The sequence below is a fragment of the Priestia koreensis genome (assembly GCF_001274935.1).
GTDB classification, from domain to species: Bacteria; Bacillota; Bacilli; order Bacillales; family Bacillaceae_H; genus Bacillus_AG; species Bacillus_AG koreensis.
The window spans coordinates 188144-204588 of the sequence record NZ_LILC01000030.1 but is presented as its reverse complement, the minus strand read 5'-3'; the positions used below and the strand labels follow the sequence as shown (position 1 = coordinate 204588).

General features: G+C 40.4%; 14 protein-coding genes and 1 other annotated feature. Of the genes, 10 read left to right on the top strand and 4 right to left on the bottom strand.

Features of this window, described 5'->3' with window-relative positions:
- Window positions 1–7 precede the first annotated feature (7 nt).
- Window positions 8–1723, top strand: a complete 1716-nt coding sequence (gene cysI / locus AMD01_RS19845) for an assimilatory sulfite reductase (NADPH) hemoprotein subunit (protein WP_053403182.1) — start codon at window positions 8–10, stop codon at window positions 1721–1723.
- Window positions 1724–1761: 38 nt separating this feature from the next.
- Here the strand turns inward: cysI and AMD01_RS19840 are convergent, their stop codons facing one another.
- The 4 genes from AMD01_RS19840 to AMD01_RS19825 all read right to left on the bottom strand — a co-directional run bounded on the left by AMD01_RS19840 (window position 1762) and on the right by AMD01_RS19825 (window position 6060).
- Window positions 1762–2424 (bottom strand): DUF1266 domain-containing protein, encoded by a 663-nt coding sequence (locus AMD01_RS19840; RefSeq protein WP_053403181.1) that lies wholly within the window; start codon window positions 2422–2424, stop codon window positions 1762–1764.
- A 19-nt stretch (window positions 2425–2443) separates the two neighbouring features.
- Window positions 2444–3967, bottom strand: coding sequence for a J domain-containing protein (locus tag AMD01_RS19835; RefSeq protein WP_053403180.1), 1524 nt, complete (start codon window positions 3965–3967; stop codon window positions 2444–2446).
- A complete protein-coding gene (locus AMD01_RS19830) occupies window positions 3964–5667 on the bottom strand; it encodes a molecular chaperone HscC (protein ID WP_053403179.1) in 1704 nt (567 codons plus the stop codon). The genes AMD01_RS19835 and AMD01_RS19830 overlap by 4 nt, the downstream gene beginning before the upstream one ends.
- A 183-nt stretch (window positions 5668–5850) precedes the next feature.
- On the bottom strand, window positions 5851–6060 hold the full coding sequence (locus tag AMD01_RS19825) for a DUF3951 domain-containing protein (protein ID WP_053403178.1): 210 nt from the start codon (window positions 6058–6060) through the stop codon (window positions 5851–5853).
- Between the two features lie 221 nt (window positions 6061–6281).
- Here AMD01_RS19825 and AMD01_RS19820 point away from each other — a divergent pair, with 221 nt between their 5' ends.
- From AMD01_RS19820 to AMD01_RS19780, 9 genes are all read left to right on the top strand, one after another.
- A complete protein-coding gene (locus AMD01_RS19820; RefSeq protein WP_053403177.1) occupies window positions 6282–7310 on the top strand; it encodes a LacI family DNA-binding transcriptional regulator in 1029 nt (342 codons plus the stop codon).
- Between the two features lie 82 nt (window positions 7311–7392).
- On the top strand, window positions 7393–8706 hold the full coding sequence (locus AMD01_RS19815; protein WP_342667006.1) for an ABC transporter substrate-binding protein: 1314 nt from the start codon (window positions 7393–7395) through the stop codon (window positions 8704–8706).
- 72 nt (window positions 8707–8778) lie between these two features.
- Window positions 8779–9678 carry a carbohydrate ABC transporter permease gene (locus AMD01_RS19810; RefSeq protein WP_053403176.1) on the top strand — a complete coding sequence of 300 codons (900 nt, stop codon included), beginning with the start codon at window positions 8779–8781 and terminating at the stop codon, window positions 9676–9678.
- Window positions 9679–9680: 2 nt separating this feature from the next.
- Window positions 9681–10577, top strand: a complete 897-nt coding sequence (locus AMD01_RS19805) for a carbohydrate ABC transporter permease (RefSeq protein WP_083446641.1) — start codon at window positions 9681–9683, stop codon at window positions 10575–10577.
- A 15-nt stretch (window positions 10578–10592) separates the two neighbouring features.
- Window positions 10593–11948, top strand: coding sequence for a GH1 family beta-glucosidase (locus AMD01_RS19800; RefSeq protein WP_053403175.1), 1356 nt, complete (start codon window positions 10593–10595; stop codon window positions 11946–11948).
- 116 nt (window positions 11949–12064) lie between these two features.
- Window positions 12065–12314 (top strand) — a binding site (T-box leader).
- A 95-nt stretch (window positions 12315–12409) separates the two neighbouring features.
- Window positions 12410–13255: an SAM hydrolase/SAM-dependent halogenase family protein gene (locus AMD01_RS19795; protein WP_157052801.1), complete on the top strand. Its 846-nt coding sequence runs from the start codon at window positions 12410–12412 to the stop codon at window positions 13253–13255.
- A gap of 30 nt (window positions 13256–13285) precedes the next feature.
- On the top strand, window positions 13286–13846 hold the full coding sequence (locus AMD01_RS19790; RefSeq protein ID WP_053403173.1) for an ECF-type riboflavin transporter substrate-binding protein: 561 nt from the start codon (window positions 13286–13288) through the stop codon (window positions 13844–13846).
- A gap of 49 nt (window positions 13847–13895) precedes the next feature.
- Window positions 13896–15608, top strand: coding sequence for an ABC transporter ATP-binding protein (locus AMD01_RS19785; protein WP_053403172.1), 1713 nt, complete (start codon window positions 13896–13898; stop codon window positions 15606–15608).
- Window positions 15599–16429 carry an energy-coupling factor transporter transmembrane component T family protein gene (locus AMD01_RS19780; RefSeq protein WP_053403171.1) on the top strand — a complete coding sequence of 277 codons (831 nt, stop codon included), beginning with the start codon at window positions 15599–15601 and terminating at the stop codon, window positions 16427–16429. Before AMD01_RS19785 ends, AMD01_RS19780 begins: the two co-directional genes overlap by 10 nt.
- The last annotated feature ends 16 nt before the right edge of the window (window positions 16430–16445 follow it).

Sequence of the window (16445 nt, the reverse complement as noted above, 5' to 3'; positions counted from 1 at the left end):
TTTATAGATGGTAAACACAAAGTTAAAAGCACCAGATGGCCCTCCAAGTGATGTGGAGGAAATTAAAGAGCGAAGTAATTACTTGCGCGGAACGCTTGCAGAATCTATGCTTGAGCCAATCAGTTCAGGTATTTCAGAAGATGATAATCGCCTGATGAAATTCCACGGAAGCTATTTGCAAGACAATCGTGATCTACGTAACGAGCGTCAAAAACAAAAGCTAGAGCCAGCCTATCAATTTATGCTTCGCGTTCGTATGGCAGGTGGAGTCGCAACACCTGAGCAATGGCTAGTCATGGATGAACTAGCACAAAAGTATGGAAATGGAACACTGAAACTAACGACTCGTCAAACGTTCCAAATGCACGGTATTTTAAAATGGCATATGAAAAAGACGATTCAAGAAATTCATGCGTCTCTTTTAGATACGATTGCGGCTTGTGGTGACGTAAACCGTAACGTCATGTGTAACCCGAATCCTGATCAATCAGACGTCCATGGTGAAGTGTATGAGTGGTCGAAAAAATTGAGTGATTACTTACTTCCTCGCACGCGTGCGTATCATGAACTATGGTTAGATGAGGAGAAGATCGAAGGAACACCGGATGTGGAAGTAGAGCCAATGTACGGAGCTCTTTACTTGCCTCGTAAATTTAAAATTGGGATCGCGGTTCCACCTTCCAACGATATTGATGTATTCTCACAAGACTTAGGATTTATTGCGGTAGTAGAAGACGGCAAGCTTGTTGGGTTCAATGTTGCAATCGGTGGCGGTATGGGAATGACGCACGGTGATACTGAAACGTATCCTCAGGTGGCAAAAGTCATTGGCTTCTGTAAGCCTGAGCAGATCCTTGATCTTGCGGAGAAAGTAATTACGATTCAACGTGATTATGGAAACCGTTCTGTACGTAAAAATGCGCGTTTCAAATATACGGTTGATCGCCTAGGACTTGAAAATGTGAAAGCTGAACTCGAAAATCGTCTTGGCTGGGGCCTAGAAGAAGCACGAGAATACAACTTCACACATAACGGTGACCGTTATGGATGGGTAAAGGGCTCAAACGGCAAATGGCACTTCACTCTTTTCGTAGAGGGTGGACGCGTGACAGACTACGACGGATATAAGCTGATGACGGGACTGCGCGAAATTGCAAAAGTCCATAAGGGAGATTATCGCTTAACGGCTAATCAAAACCTAATCATCGCCAATGTATCTAGTCAGAAAAAGAAAGCGATCAATGCACTAATTGAGGAATACGGGTTAACCGACGGAAAAAATTACTCCGCCCTACGCCGTAGCTCAATGGCATGTGTATCACTGCCAACGTGTGGATTAGCAATGGCAGAAGCAGAACGCTATCTTCCAAAGCTAATTGATAAAATCGAAGAAATCGTTGATGAGAACGGTCTGCGTGATGAGGAAATCACGATTCGTATGACGGGTTGTCCGAATGGATGTGCTCGACATGCGCTTGCTGAGATTGGATTTATCGGAAAGGCACCAGGAAAGTACAACATGTATCTTGGAGCAGCGTTTGATGGCAGTCGTCTAAGCAAGATGTATCGTGAAAACATCGGGGAAGAGGAGATTCTAACCGAGCTTCGTGGTCTACTTGCAAGCTATGCGAAAGAGCGTCAAGACGGAGAGCATTTTGGTGATTTCGTGATTCGCACAGGAGTCATCAAAGCAACAACAGACGGTACTAATTTTCATGCATAAAAAAAAGAGGGGCATTTAGCTCCTCTTTTTTGATTTTTTTAACTTATTTCCGTATTCCAATCAACTTTTCTTAATGGACTTGTTTTTGAAACGAGTGATCGAACAAGGTAATGTTCCTGATAACTAATCAGCCTCTGTAGATGCTCCTCGTTGAGCTGAGAAAAGTGAACTCCGGCGGTGACGGAGGTAATATACTCTTGCCAATTCTGGTAATGCTCCTGTGATTTTTGAGCGGATAACCGTTCATAGTAAGCTGCTTCTTGTTTTGAAAGATAACCGACTTGATGTGCCATATCTGCAAATAGAACACAGCCAGCATAATCAAACGCACCAATGTTCGCATCGCCACCATCCGGTAATCGATGAAGATATGCTTGAGCGACTCGAAACTTTACGATTAGTGGTTCATCTGTCAAGGAGTCAATATGGGCGTCCTGTTCCTCTTTGGAAAGCAACAATAAAAGGTTTTGAATTCGATAAAACTCAGTGCGAGAACCAGTTTCCACCATCCAGCTTAACATTTGATGAGCACTTTCGTTGTCAACCACGTTAATGGATTCAAGGTTTTTTTTGGATACTCGCTTAGACAGGCCGTTTGATCTCCTGCTTGTCGTGTATCTCACCATTGAATAATAAGCGCCGTGCCCATAAAAACGAGTGGAGGCAAGAGCGGAAATAAATCGTCTTTGTTGTTTATGCATGACTCGATTCTCCTCCTTTTTATTTCATGGCGCGAATGAGATGTCTCCATTCTCTTAAAATTTTGACCATACATAGTATGATTAAAAGAAACAATAGAACTGTCGGAATCGTGATTGAGAAAGGTTCGGCAGTGGGGTCCGTCAATAAAAAAGTAATAGACCCCATAATGAGAGCCCACCGTGGTACATCGCTTGTGAAGTCATTGCCACCAATTCCAATCATGTTCCAAAAAACGAAAATAAGGATAATCGGGATAAGGGTTCTAAGTCGAAACTGATTAAATATGAATGAACCAAGCTTATTCATGAAACTCTTTTCCTGCAGTTCCCGACGCAAGGATGCTTTTGGGAAAATGTGTTTATACTTCTTTCGATATGCAGGTGTCCCCATTAGTTGGTGAATTTCACTTAAGTATGTAACAGCTTCCGCATCATATGGAACAAGTCTCTTGAGATCCTTGAACTGCTGTCTTGATTCCTCAAGTCGTCCTTCTTTTAGAAGGATTTTTCCCTTTAAGCTAATTGCCCCTGTATGCTCAGGATGAGAGGCTAGAAGCTCGTCACATAGGTCTTGTGCTTCGCTAAACATTTTTTGAGTATACAGCGCACGGGCTAAAAACATTTTGGCATCTATATCGTTTGGTCGAAGCGTGAGATATTTCTTCCACAAAGCAATGGACTCTGTAACAATGCCAAGCTTAAACAACGTATCTGCTTTAATCCGGAGAAGGTCAGGATCGTCTGCAAATAGTGCTTCTGCACGTTCAATCGAGAGCAGTGCTTCGTCTAATTCGTTTGCTAAAAGGTAACCGAGTGCTTCTTCACGCTGAGAGAGAAACTCATCATGATCAATGTTGGCATACTTAATTGCTTCAAACGAAAGAGCTGGATAAATACCAATTCGCTGTTTATAAAAGCGTAAGAAATTCGCTGTAGACTCAGGGTCTAATCCATGATTTCCGGATTCCATCATCGCTCGCCATGCAAACTGATTTTCTAGCAGCAGCCAAATGTGTTTTGGTAAGGTGTAATGCTGCGTAATAAAGATGAGCAGATCTTCACTGATACGTTGCTTTAGCTCCATATCCCAAAGGAGATCGTCATCTAATAGCTCTAGCCACTTTTCCTCCTCAATACGAGAAGGGAAGTCATTGTAAAGATCTTCTGCGTTATCGAAGAACTGCTCAATCGCATCCTCTTTATCCCACTCTAAATTTTGATGGGATGGTAGCTTAATGAGAGAAGGAATATCAAATTGTTCTTCTTCTTCAACGTTTAGGATAGGTTGATCGTTTAGTTCTTCTTCAATATTTCGAGTAGATTGATCATTTACTTCTTCCTCAGGTATGTCCGGTACCGCTACGCGTTGCTTTTTCTTCCGCTTTGCTTGTTTGGATGCCTGATCGTACGCTTCTCGAAGCATTTGGTACCCTTCTGGATCGTCTTCCGGATGATACACCTTCAGCTTCTTTGAGTAAGCTTTTTTAATCACCGAAAGATCGTCTGTTGGCTCAATTTCAAGAATATCCCAAGGTGACTTCATACAGGTTGCCAACTTTCGAATTCATCTAATGCTTTTGTAAAATCTACTGCTGCATGGCGAATCGTTTTGTCATCCTGCGTGGCAAGTGCCTGTTCAAAGCGTTCAATTGCATGTGCCACAATGTGTCTTTTGTCTCCTAAGGATTCTTCATATAGACGTTCACCGCGTGCAAGTAACAGACGGTTTTCCGTGCGTTCACGTGGATGAACCTTAATATCTTTTAATCGTTCCATACGCTCTGCCATTTCCGAAGCCGTTAATCCACCTTCATTTTGCTCAATAAGCATGTGCTTTTTTTCACCAGTACTTACGATCGTTGCTTCAACCTCTAGAAGACCGTTAACGTCATACGTATAGCGAATATCAATTTGTTCTTGTCCGGCAGGTGCAGGTGGAATGGCGACATCGAATTCACCAAGTTTGAGGTTATTCTCAACCATTCGACTTTCACCTTGATACACATCGATTCGCACGAATTTTTGCCCATCGTAAATCGTATTAACGCGCTCTACCCGACTAATAGGAATAGGTGAATTTCGTTCAATAATCGGTAGAAAATGACCAGATGAATACTGATCATATCCGACTTGTCTTGATATGCTTGTGCCAAGTGAATATGGACAGACGTCTGTTAGAATGAGCTCGCTTACCGCTTCGTTTCGCTCTTTTAACGCAACTTGTACGGCTGCGCCTAGCGCAACGGCTTCATCCGGGTGAATGGTTAGGAAAGGAAGCTTTCCAAACATTTTGCTTACAGTATTTTTAATCATTGGCATACGCGTTGCGCCTCCAATTAAAATAACTGCATCGATTTCGCTTACGTGAAGATCGGCATCTCGAAGCGCACGTTCAATTGGATTGCGAACGCGAAGTAATAAAGGCTGTGTAAGCTTATCAAACTGTGAGCGCTGGATTGTTACAGTATGTAGGCGATCTTCAAGGTGTAGGTTCATTTCAGCACTTTGATTCATTTCCCCAATTTGACGTTTACACTGTTCAGCTTGTTTGAATAGGACGGATAGCTGCTGTGGAGTAAGAGAATTTGGGTCAATCTTTTCAACGCTAACGAAATAGTTCATGAGAAGCTCTGTAAAATCCTCTCCACCTAAAAAGTTGTCCCCAGCAATTGATTTTACTTCCATTACGCCATCAAAAAGCTCTAGAATAGAGACGTCAAATGTTCCACCGCCTAAGTCAAATACAAGAAACTTCGTATCATCTTCATGTTGGTGAAAGCCGTAAGCGATGGCTGCAGCCGTTGGTTCGCTAATTAAACGTTCTACCTTTAGCCCCGCTAATTCAGCGGCACGCTTCGTAGCTTTGCGCTGCCGGTCATTAAAATAAGCAGGAACGCTTATAACAGCGCTTGTAATCTCCTCATTTAACGCAGCTTCGGCGTCTTTTTTAAGTGATTGTAAAACAAATGAAGATAATTCTTCCGGTGAGAATCGATGCGATCCAAGAATGTAGTTTTTGTTTGTACCCATATGTCGTTTAAACGTGGAAACGGTAAGGTTGGGGTGAGTAATTAGACGTTCCTTAGCAACATCCCCAACTAAAATCTCACCGTTGTCATCCACACTAACAATAGATGGGGTAAGGTTTTTGCCTAATACGTTAGGGATGATTTTCGGTCCATCTTCTGACCAATAAGCAACAAGGCTGTTAGAAGTCCCTAAATCAATTCCAATTGTAGTCATATTATTCTCTCCCTTATTTGCTATTTATGTAGGTTCATTTTTTCACAGTGTCTATTATATAGGTTGTATTACGAAAGGGAAACAGAAGATCCCAATCACACTAGTGATTACCGATTATGGATAAGTTTTGTATATTGTAAACCGTTGATAGTAGAGGGTTTGTAGAATCCGGGTTCTTTATATCTAATTTTTACCATCACCTGAATCATCCTCTTTTACCTTGTATTTTTTTCCTTCATAGAGGCTAGTGATACTTTGACCAGTAATATGATTAGAAGGAGTATAAAAGGAAGTAGGACACTTCTTTTTAACGATCATTTGGTAAATGACAAAAACAACAATGGCCGCCATCAAACAATAAATACTAACCACAAACAAAAGAAGGATGATCAATAAAACCCCTCCAATTTCCTAATCTTTCAATTTCCCGATTGATTTTACATGAAAACCTATTTAATGTAATAAATTAACAGAAAAATAGTCGATATGTAAAATGTTTCATTGTTTTATTTTTTGAAATTACTGGATAAATAGTAAAAAAGTATATTGAATCATCAAAACGGGTGAGCTATAATAACAATAACGAAAGCGCTTTCGATAAAGAGGAGATAGTAATGGTTACAATCTATGACGTAGCAAAAAAGAGTGGTTTTTCGAGTACCACCGTGTCTAAAGCTTTAAATAATTATTCAGATGTAAGTGAAAAAACAAAAAAGAAAATTTTAGAGACGGCTGCAGAGATGGGTTACTTACCAAATGCCCATGCGCAGTATCTGTCTACTAAGAAGTCATGGACGCTTGGCGTCATGTTTTCAGAAGCAAATGAAGTTGGAATGAAGCATCCTTTTTTCAGTGCGGTTATTGAAAGTTTTCGCAAGTATGCCGAGCGAGGAGGATACGACTTAATCTTAGCATCTCGTAATCTGCGAACAAGAGATACTAGCTATCTTGAACACTTCTTACACCGTGCTGTAGATGGGGTGATCGTCATCTGTTCAGACCCTACGGACCCACAGGTGAAGGAGATCGTTGAAAGCGAGCTTCCCGTCATCATTATTGATATGGATCATCAAAACTGTAGTATCGTCAAATCGGATAATGTGGAGGGAGCAAAAATGGCTGTTCGTCATCTGTATGATCTCGGCCACACTAAAATTGCCCACATTGCGGGTGTTCGTTCTTCAGATGTATCAAATGAGCGAATTAGAGGATATGAAGAAGCGTTAAAAGAGCTACAGCTTCCCTATAATCCAGAGTATTTAATCGATGGGGGATTGTTTTCAATTGAAGGTGGTAAACAGGCTATGAAGCGGCTATTAGATTTGCCTGAAACACCAACATCAGTTTTTGTTGCAGGTGATCATATGGCGATTGGTGCAATCGAAGCGATTAAAGAGCATGGGCTATTAGTGCCTGAAGATATTTCAGTGATAGGGTACGACGATATTGAAATGGCTTCGTATATTACGCCGAAGCTTACGACGATTCGTCAAGATACAGAAGAGATTGGAAAGCGAGCCGCTGAAATTTTAATTGAACAAATCAATAAGAAAAATAAGATGATTGTTTCTGAACGTATACCAGTGGAATTAATGATTCGTGAATCTTGTAGCGAGCCGAATAGAGAAAAAAGAAAAAAATAATTTTTTTAATGACAATCGAAAGCGGTTTCGGTTTTTTTAAAAAACATTAGCGAAACCGCTTTCGTGAAAGAGAAGGGGCTATATGATGAAAAAGACGATTACGGTTCTAATGGCACTAATTCTAGCAATTGGGTTACTTGCTGGCTGTAGCAATAAAGAAGCGGGTGGAAGTTCAAACGGTAAGAAAGTAGACCTACGCATTTGGTCATTCACGGATGAATTAAAGAAACCAATTAAAACGTTTGAAGAGAAAAATGGTGTGAAGGTCGAGCTGACCATTGTGCCAATTGCTGATTATCCGACAAAGCTAAAGCCTGTTCTTGAAAGTGGAGTAGGTGCTCCGGATGTATTCACAGGGGAAATTGCCTTTTTAAAACAATGGGTTGATGCGGGGTATTGGGAGAACTTATCTGAGAAGCCTTATAACGTCGATAAACTAGCAGACAAGTATACTCCATATGTATTTGATCTAGGAAAAGACAAGGATGGAAATGTAAGAGCACTTTCTTGGCAAACGACTCCAGGAGGGATTTATTACAAGCGCAGCATTGCGAAAGAGGTGCTTGGAACAGATGATCCTACGGAGATTGGTGAGATGTTAAATTCAATGGACAACGTATTTGCGGTAGCAGAGAAAATGAAGGCGAAGGGCTACCGTATGTTCCCAGATGAAGGATCTATTCGTTGGTTCTCTCAAGGAAATAACCCAACTGCTTGGGTGGATAAAGATAAAAAAGTACAGTTAACAGATGAAAAAATTGAATTCATGAGCTATGCAAAAGAGCTACGCAAAAAGAATTATACGGCTCTAGCGAGTGAATGGTCTCCTGCTTGGTATGAATCCATGGATAAGCCTGTCAAAGTAAAAGAAGGTGGAAAAGAAGTTGAAACACAGGTTTTCTCATATGTTCTTCCTACTTGGGGTCTTCATAGTGTGTTGAAGGACAACGTAAAAAAATCGGTCGGGGATTGGGCAGTAACAAGTGGACCTAGCCCGTACTTCTGGGGCGGAACATGGTTAGGCGTATACAACAAATCCAAAAATAAAAAGCTTGCGTATGACTTTGTCAAAATGATGACACAAGACGATGAATTTTTAACAAAGTGGAGTAAGGAAACAGGAGACGTTTTATCTTATTTACCGGTAACAGATTCCATTAAAGACAACTTTAGTGACAAGTTCCTTGGTGGACAAAATAACTATACGTTTTTCCTTGATCAAGCACAGAAAATTGAACCAGGAATCGTGACAAAGTATGACCAGCAGCTAGATACGTTTTATGGAAACGCTGTTCGTGACTATGTAGATGGTAAAAAGTCAAAAGAAGCAGCCATTAAGGATTTCTATCAAAAAGCACAAAACGCATTTCCAGAACTAAAAGTACCAAAGAAGTAAGCCTATATGCAGCGGGTACGAGTTTCAATTCTCCACTCGCTGCTAGGAATTTGACGAAGGGAGACGGGGGAAATGAGCAAAGTCAATCGATATGGTTATCTATTCATTGCACCGTTTTGGATTGTCTTTTTAATCTTTAGTATTTATCCAGTTGCCTTAACCTTTTATTATAGTTTCACCAACTACACAGGTAGTGGGGCAGCAGAAATTGTTGGACTAGCAAATTATAAAAGGTTAATAACCGATCACTATTTCATTGATGCCTTTTTTAACACGTGGAAGATCTGGGGAGTGAACTTTGTCCTTCAGATGGGTCTTGCCCTTTTACTAGCAATGATTTTTTCAGATATGCGCATGAAGCTTCGCGGTCTTGCGTTTTTTCGCTCCATTTTTTACTTGCCAAACCTTATTACAATCAGCTCGGTAGCACTGTTATTCGGAATTTTACTTGATTGGCAGCATGGGTCACTAAATATGATGCTGATGAAGATTGGACTTATATCTGAACCTATTAATTGGCTGAACGAGCCTGCTAGTGCTCAAATTTCTGTATCACTCATTTTGACGTGGATGTGGTTTGGTCACTCTTTTATCGTCGTAATGGCAGGGGTGTCAGGGATTTCAAAGGATTATTACGAAGCGGCGTTAATTGACGGAGCAAATCGCTGGCAAACGTTCACTAGAATTACCGTTCCACTTTTAAAGCCTATTTTATTGTACATCATGATTACGTCTCTTATTGGCGGCCTTCAATTGTTTGATTTACCGATGCTTTTAACGGATGGAATCGGTTCACCTGAAGGATCACTTAGCACGATGGTTCTGTACTTATATAATCAGGCATTCAAATACAATAACTACGGCTATGCAGCTGCTGTGGCATACGGCTTGTTCGTCATCACGCTTATTTTCTCCCTGATTGTATTTAAAGGAATGTATGGAAATCAACGAAAACAGCAAGGGCAGGTGTAGATATGATCGAACGAACAGCAGTTAGAGAGTTTGAGCAAGCTCCGCAATCTTCTATCGAAACAAATCGCCCTAAAAAAATACGTAAGCTTGTAAAGCCTATTATTTATATCGGGCTCATCGTTACGGCTGTCATCTGCTTTATTCCATTTCTAATGATGATGGTGAATGCGACAAGGTCAAACGAAGAAATCTTAGCTGGATTCACGTTAATTCCAGGGCACGCGCTGATGGAAAACTACCGGACAATGATGGATTACATAAATATCTGGTCAGGATTTAAAAATAGCTTAATTATTTCCATTCTAGTTACCTGTTTATCTGGGTATTTCTCGGCTTTAACGGCTTATGGCTTTGCCTTTTATACCTTCAAAGGAAAGAACTTTTTATTTGTATTTATGCTCGTCATGATGATGGTTCCAGGTCAGCTTGGCTTAATTGGCTTTTATGAGTTGAGTAAAAATTTAGGAATTTTAGATTCGTTCATTCCATTAATTGTACCGGCCGTAGCGAGCCCGTTTGTAGTCTTCTTTCTACGTCAGTATCTACAAACAACGCTTCATCCGAGTTTAATTGAGGCAGCTCGAATTGATGGAGCGAGTGAGTTTAAAATCTTTCATACGGTGGCGATTCCCGTGATGATGCCAGCTGTTGCCACGATGTCGATCTTTACGTTTATTGGCTCGTGGAACAACTACATTACACCACTCGTCATTTTGTTCTCACCGGAAAAATATCCGCTCCCGGTGTTAATGGGCTTTTTAAAAGGGTCGCAGGTGGCACAAAACCTAGGATCTATGTACTTAGGAATTGCGATTTCAGTTGTGCCTATCATGGTAGCATTTCTGTTTTTATCAAAATACATTGTCAGCAGCATTTCTGCTGGATCTATTAAAGAATAAAGGGGAATGATTTCAATGAAATTTGATCAAACGTTTGTTTTCGGAACAGCAACATCGTCGTATCAGATCGAAGGGGCTCATAATGAGGGTGGAAGAACACCGTCCATATGGGATATGTTTTGTGATATTCCAGGAAGGGTGTATAAGCAGCATAATGGAGACGTCGCCTGCAATCACTATTACCGATACGAAGAAGATATTCAGCATATTAAGCGTCTAGGGGTGGACTCGTATCGCTTTTCAATTTCATGGTCACGAATTTTCCCACAAAAGGGGGTATACAATCCAGAGGGAATGGCGTTTTATCAAAACCTTGTGAACGAGTTGAAGAAAGAACAGATTAAACCAGCCATCACGCTTTATCATTGGGATTTGCCTATGTGGGCACACGAAGAGGGAGGCTGGGTGAATCGTGAATCTGTCGAATGGTTTGTAGATTATGCACGAGTATGTTTTCAGGAATTAGATGTAGACGTGGATTCATGGATTACGCACAATGAACCTTGGTGTGCAGGATTTTTAGGCTATCATCAGGGTGTTCATGCACCAGGACACACGAACTTGGAAGAGGCACTAAAGGCGATTCATCATATCCTTCTATCTCATGGAAGAGCGGTGCAATTGTTAAAAAAAGAGCTAGGATCAAAAACGCCAATCGGTATCACTCTTAATCTATCTCCAGTCTATTCAAAAACGGACTCCATGAACGATCAAATTGCTCGTAACAATGCGGACGGCTACTCAAATCGTTGGTTCCTAGATCCTGTATTTAAGGGTGCGTACCCAGTGGATATGATGAATTTATTTGCTAAATACGTTCACTCATATGACTTTATACAGCAAGGTGACCTCTCGATTATTGCGACTGAGTGTGACTTTTTAGGCATTAACTTTTACAGCAGAGCGTTTGTTGAGTTTAATGCAGCGAATGATTTCATGTATCGAGGCGCTCACTCTGATTATCAAAAAACGGGAATGGACTGGGATATCTCACCATTAGAGTTTAAAGATTTGATTCGTCGTATTCGCCAAGACTATACGGACCTTCCTATCTATATTACAGAAAACGGAGCCGCTTTTGATGATCAGCTAGAAAACGGAAGGGTGCACGATCATGAACGAGTCGATTATATCGAGCAGCATCTGCAGGCCGTTTCGGATTTAAATGAAGAAGGTATGAATGTTCAAGGCTATTTCCTTTGGTCACTGATGGACAACTTTGAATGGAGCTTTGGCTATGACAAGCGCTTTGGCATTCTCTATGTAGATTTCAACTCCCAAGAGCGCATCTGGAAAGACAGTGCGTATCGATACGCAGAAATTATTCAGCAACGCTCTCTTTTATCTTCCGATGTAAAAGAAAAGGTTTAAGATTACCTACCTGAAAATGATTTTCTGTGAATAGATGAAATTTTCTAAAATTAGTATTGAAACTAAAAAAGGTTTTGTGTATGATAATGATAATATTTTCTGAATGTTTGGATTAATAAGTGGCGTTGATGAGGAGAAGTAAGGTCATATTATTCTTTATAGAGAGCTTCGGTTGGTGAAAAGAAGCAGAATGATGACTTGAAGGATGGCCTCGGAGCTTCGTTCCGAAAAGATTATCTTAGTAGGCTGCGACGAGAAGCGGTGCTCGTTACCAACACCGATCGTGTTTTTGCACGAATAGAGGTTGCGTTTTCGTAACGAATTAAGGTGGTACCACGTGTGTGTTCACAACACTACGTCCTTATCAAAGTAATGATGAGGGTGTGGTGTTTTTTATTTTGAAAAAGGAGGTGAGGTAACACAGAAGGGTCTAACGAGAATGAGAGATAGAAAGGGTGGATGTGATGAGTAAAGCATTAGTTTTACAATCAGATTTTGGTATCAGTGATGGAGCAGTTAGTGCTATGTATGGAGTGGCGTATTCTGTAAGTCCTTTGATCCGTATTTTTGATTTAACACATGATATTCCTCCCTATAACATATGGGAAGCATCTTACCGATTACTGCAGACCGTATCATATTGGCCTGAAGGAACGGTATTTGTTTCCGTAGTTGATCCTGGAGTAGGATCTGTGCGAAAGAGTGTGGTCGCAAAAACCATTGACCACAAATACATTATTACCCCAGATAATGGCACGCTTACACACCTTCAAGAAGTTCTCGGAATCGTTGAAGTACGACAGCTCGATGAGACAATTAACCGCTTACCACGCTCAGGGCATTCTTATACGTTTCACGGTCGAGATATTTATGCTTATACGGGTGCTCGTCTAGCGGCCGGAGTTATTCAATTTGATGGGGTGGGTCCACCTATGGAGTTAGGAGATATCGTGAATCTACCTTTAACCCACCCAGAACAAAAGGCAGGAATCGTAAAAGGAGTAGTCGAGATTTTAGATGTTCGTTTTGGCAACCTCTGGACGAATATTCCGAGATACTTATTTGAAGAAGCAGGCATTCACTACGGTGATCGATTACATGTGACGATTGGTCAGCCAAATCATCAAGTGTATAACAATACGATGATATTTGGCCGTTCGTTTGCTGCAACTTCTATAAATGAGCCGATTGTTTATATTAATTCGCTAGATAATGGAGCTATTGCAATTAACCAAGGATCATTCTCTCAAGCCTATCGGGTTGGAACGGGTTCAAATTGGTCCGTCACATTGAAAAAAGTGCAATAAGAATTTGGTTTATAGAAGGAGCTGATCGTATTGGAAAATAAGTTAACAACAAAAACGATTGTGGCGATTGGGATTGGCGCAGCTATCTTTGTTATTTTAGGTAGATTTGGATCTATCCCGTCTGGTATTCCTAATACAAATATTGAAACCTCTTACGCATTTCTTGCATTAATGGCCGTTATTTTTGGTCCGATTGCTGGAGGACTCATTGGTTTAATTGGACATTCACTAAAAGATGCTATTTTTTATGGCTCACCGTGGTGGAGCTGGGTAATTGTATCGGCATTTGTCGGTTTATTGATCGGGTTCTTAACACGCAAGATCAATGTAGAAGAGGGCGAATTCGGTAAAAAACAAATCATTTCGTTTAATGCGGCACAAGTGGTGGTCCAACTAATCGGTTGGGTAGTTATTGCCCCAACGCTGGATATTCTCATCTATGCAGAGCCAGCAAATAAAGTATATGTACAAGGAATTGTTGCAGCACTTTCTAATATCGTAACTGTAGGAGTCATCGGGACATTCCTCTTAGCAACTTACGCTAAAACACGCAGTAAAACAGGTAGTCTCCGCAAAGAAGAAACGCTTTAATTTTTAGTATTTGTCAGTAGAATGAGCTTTAACACGTAGGAGAAGAACTATGAAGAAACCTATTATTGAATTTAGTCATTTTGGATTTAAGTATCGAAGTCAAGAGGAACCGACCCTTTCAGGTATTGATTTAACGATATACGAGGGGGAAAAAATCTTAATTGTAGGGCCATCTGGCTCTGGGAAAAGCACGTTAGGACATTGTTTAAATGGCTTAATTCCGTTCTCTTATAAAGGAGAAGTCACAGGTAGTTTAAAAATAGCAGAAAAAGACACAAAAAAGCAGGGAATCTTTGAACTGTCTAAAAAGGTAGGTACAGTACTTCAAGATCCTGATCGTCAGTTTATCGGACTGACCGTAGGAGAGGACATTGCCTTTTCGCTTGAAAACGATATGGTACCACAACAGGATATGAAAGAAAGGGTAAAAGCGGTTGCTAAAATGGTGGAGATGGAAGATCATCTCCACTCCTCTCTTCATCAGCTTTCAGGTGGACAAAAACAGAGAGTTGCTTTGGGAGGGGTCATGATCGATGATGTGGATATTCTTTTATTTGATGAACCCCTTGCAAATCTTGATCCAGCAACGGGAAAGTACGCCATTGAATTAATTGATCGTATTCATCGAGAAATGAATAAAACGATCGTAATCATTGAGCACCGTTTAGAAGATGTTCTTTATCGACACGTTGATCGCATTATTGTCGTGTACGATGGGAAAATAGTAGCTGATCTTCCTCCTTCTGATCTTCTTGCCACCAATATACTAGAAGAATGCGATATTCGTGAACCGCTTTATATAAGAGCTCTTAAGTATGCGGGTTGTCACATAACGCCACAAAGTCATCCTGAAAATTTCTCCTCGTTGCCTATGAAGGAGTGGGAAAGTCAATTAAGGGATTGGTTTGAAGCGTCGCGTGAAAAAAAAGATCCTATATTTGATGAGCCTGTTTTACAGCTTGAGAACGTTAATTTTAAGTATCCGTCTAGTCCTACCATTATCCATGACATTTCTTTTACAGTGTATAAAGGTGAAATGGTCAGCATAGCTGGAAATAATGGGGCGGGAAAGTCTACGTTAACGAAGCTTATCTGTCATTTTGAACAGCCAAACAGTGGGACGATTCGAATTAACGAAGTAGATGCAATCAGGGATAGTATTAAAGAGCGATCAGATAAAGTTGGTCTTGTCATGCAAAATCCGAACCATATGATTTCAAAGCATATGATTTATGATGAAGTGGCACTAGGTTTAGTGCTAAGAGGAGTAGCGGAAGCGGAGATTAGAGAAAGAGTAGAAAAGGTGCTCAAAATATGCGGGCTACTTCCATTTCGTAATTGGCCTATTTCAGCACTGAGCTTTGGTCAAAAGAAACGCGTAACCATTGCTTCTATTCTCGCCTTAAATCCTGACATTCTTATTCTCGATGAGCCGACAGCCGGACAGGATTACCGTCATTATACTGAAATTATGGAATTTCTCACAGAATTAAATCAGCAAGGAGTTACCATTATAATCATCACACACGACATGCATTTAATGCTGGAATATACGCAAAGAGTGATTGTAATTTCAAGCGGAGAAAAAATTGCGGATGGTTCTACCGTTAGTGCTCTGCGCGATGAATTTGTAATCAAAGAGGCAAATTTAAAAGAGACCTCATTATTTGAATTAGCCGAGCGCGCAGGCATTGAAGATGTAGAAGGTTTCACAAAGCGATTCATCCATCAAGAAAAGGCGGTGGGACGAGTATGGCAGTAGAAATGCTTTCTTATATCGACCGTCGCTCTTCTGTACATGAATTAACGGGTGCTACAAAGCTTATATGCTTCATTTTGTGGTCATTCGCCGTCATGCTGACTTATGACACACGAATTCTTTTAGGATTGTTTGCTGTGAGTCTATTTATTTTTTATTTTTCAAAGATAAAAATAGGAGAAGTAGGGTTTGTGTTAGGATTTATTGCCGTCTTTTTACTTCTTAACAACATCGCGATTTATATCTTTTCTCCTCAAGAGGGTGTGAAGATATACGGCACAGCACACGTTCTTATAGATCTTTATGGTCGATATAACGTCACGATTGAGCAGCTTTTTTATCAAGGTAATATTACACTAAAATATTTTATTGTCATTCCAATTGCTCTATTATTCATTGTGACCACTCATCCAAGTGAATTTGCTTCCTCGCTTAATAAAATAGGTGTAAGCTATCGAATCGCCTTTTCTGTGGCAATTGCTCTTCGATATATTCCAGATATTCAGCGGGATTATCATAATATTGCCCTTTCTCAGCAGGCAAGAGGGTTGGATATGTCTAAAAAAGAGAAATTGTCCAAACGTCTTAAAAATGCATCTAGCATTATTTTGCCACTCATTTTATCGAGTTTGGATCGAATTGAAGAAATTAGCAATGTGATGGAGCTAAGAGGGTTTGGAAAAAATAAAAAGCGCACATGGTTTAGTGCACGCGATTTTAAGAAGAGAGACTATATGGCTTTAACATTCATCGCCCTATTAGTTATTCTATCAATGGTTGTTACCTTTGTGGATGGCAATCGCTTTTACAATCCATTTGTATAAAAAGAAAGGCTCAGCA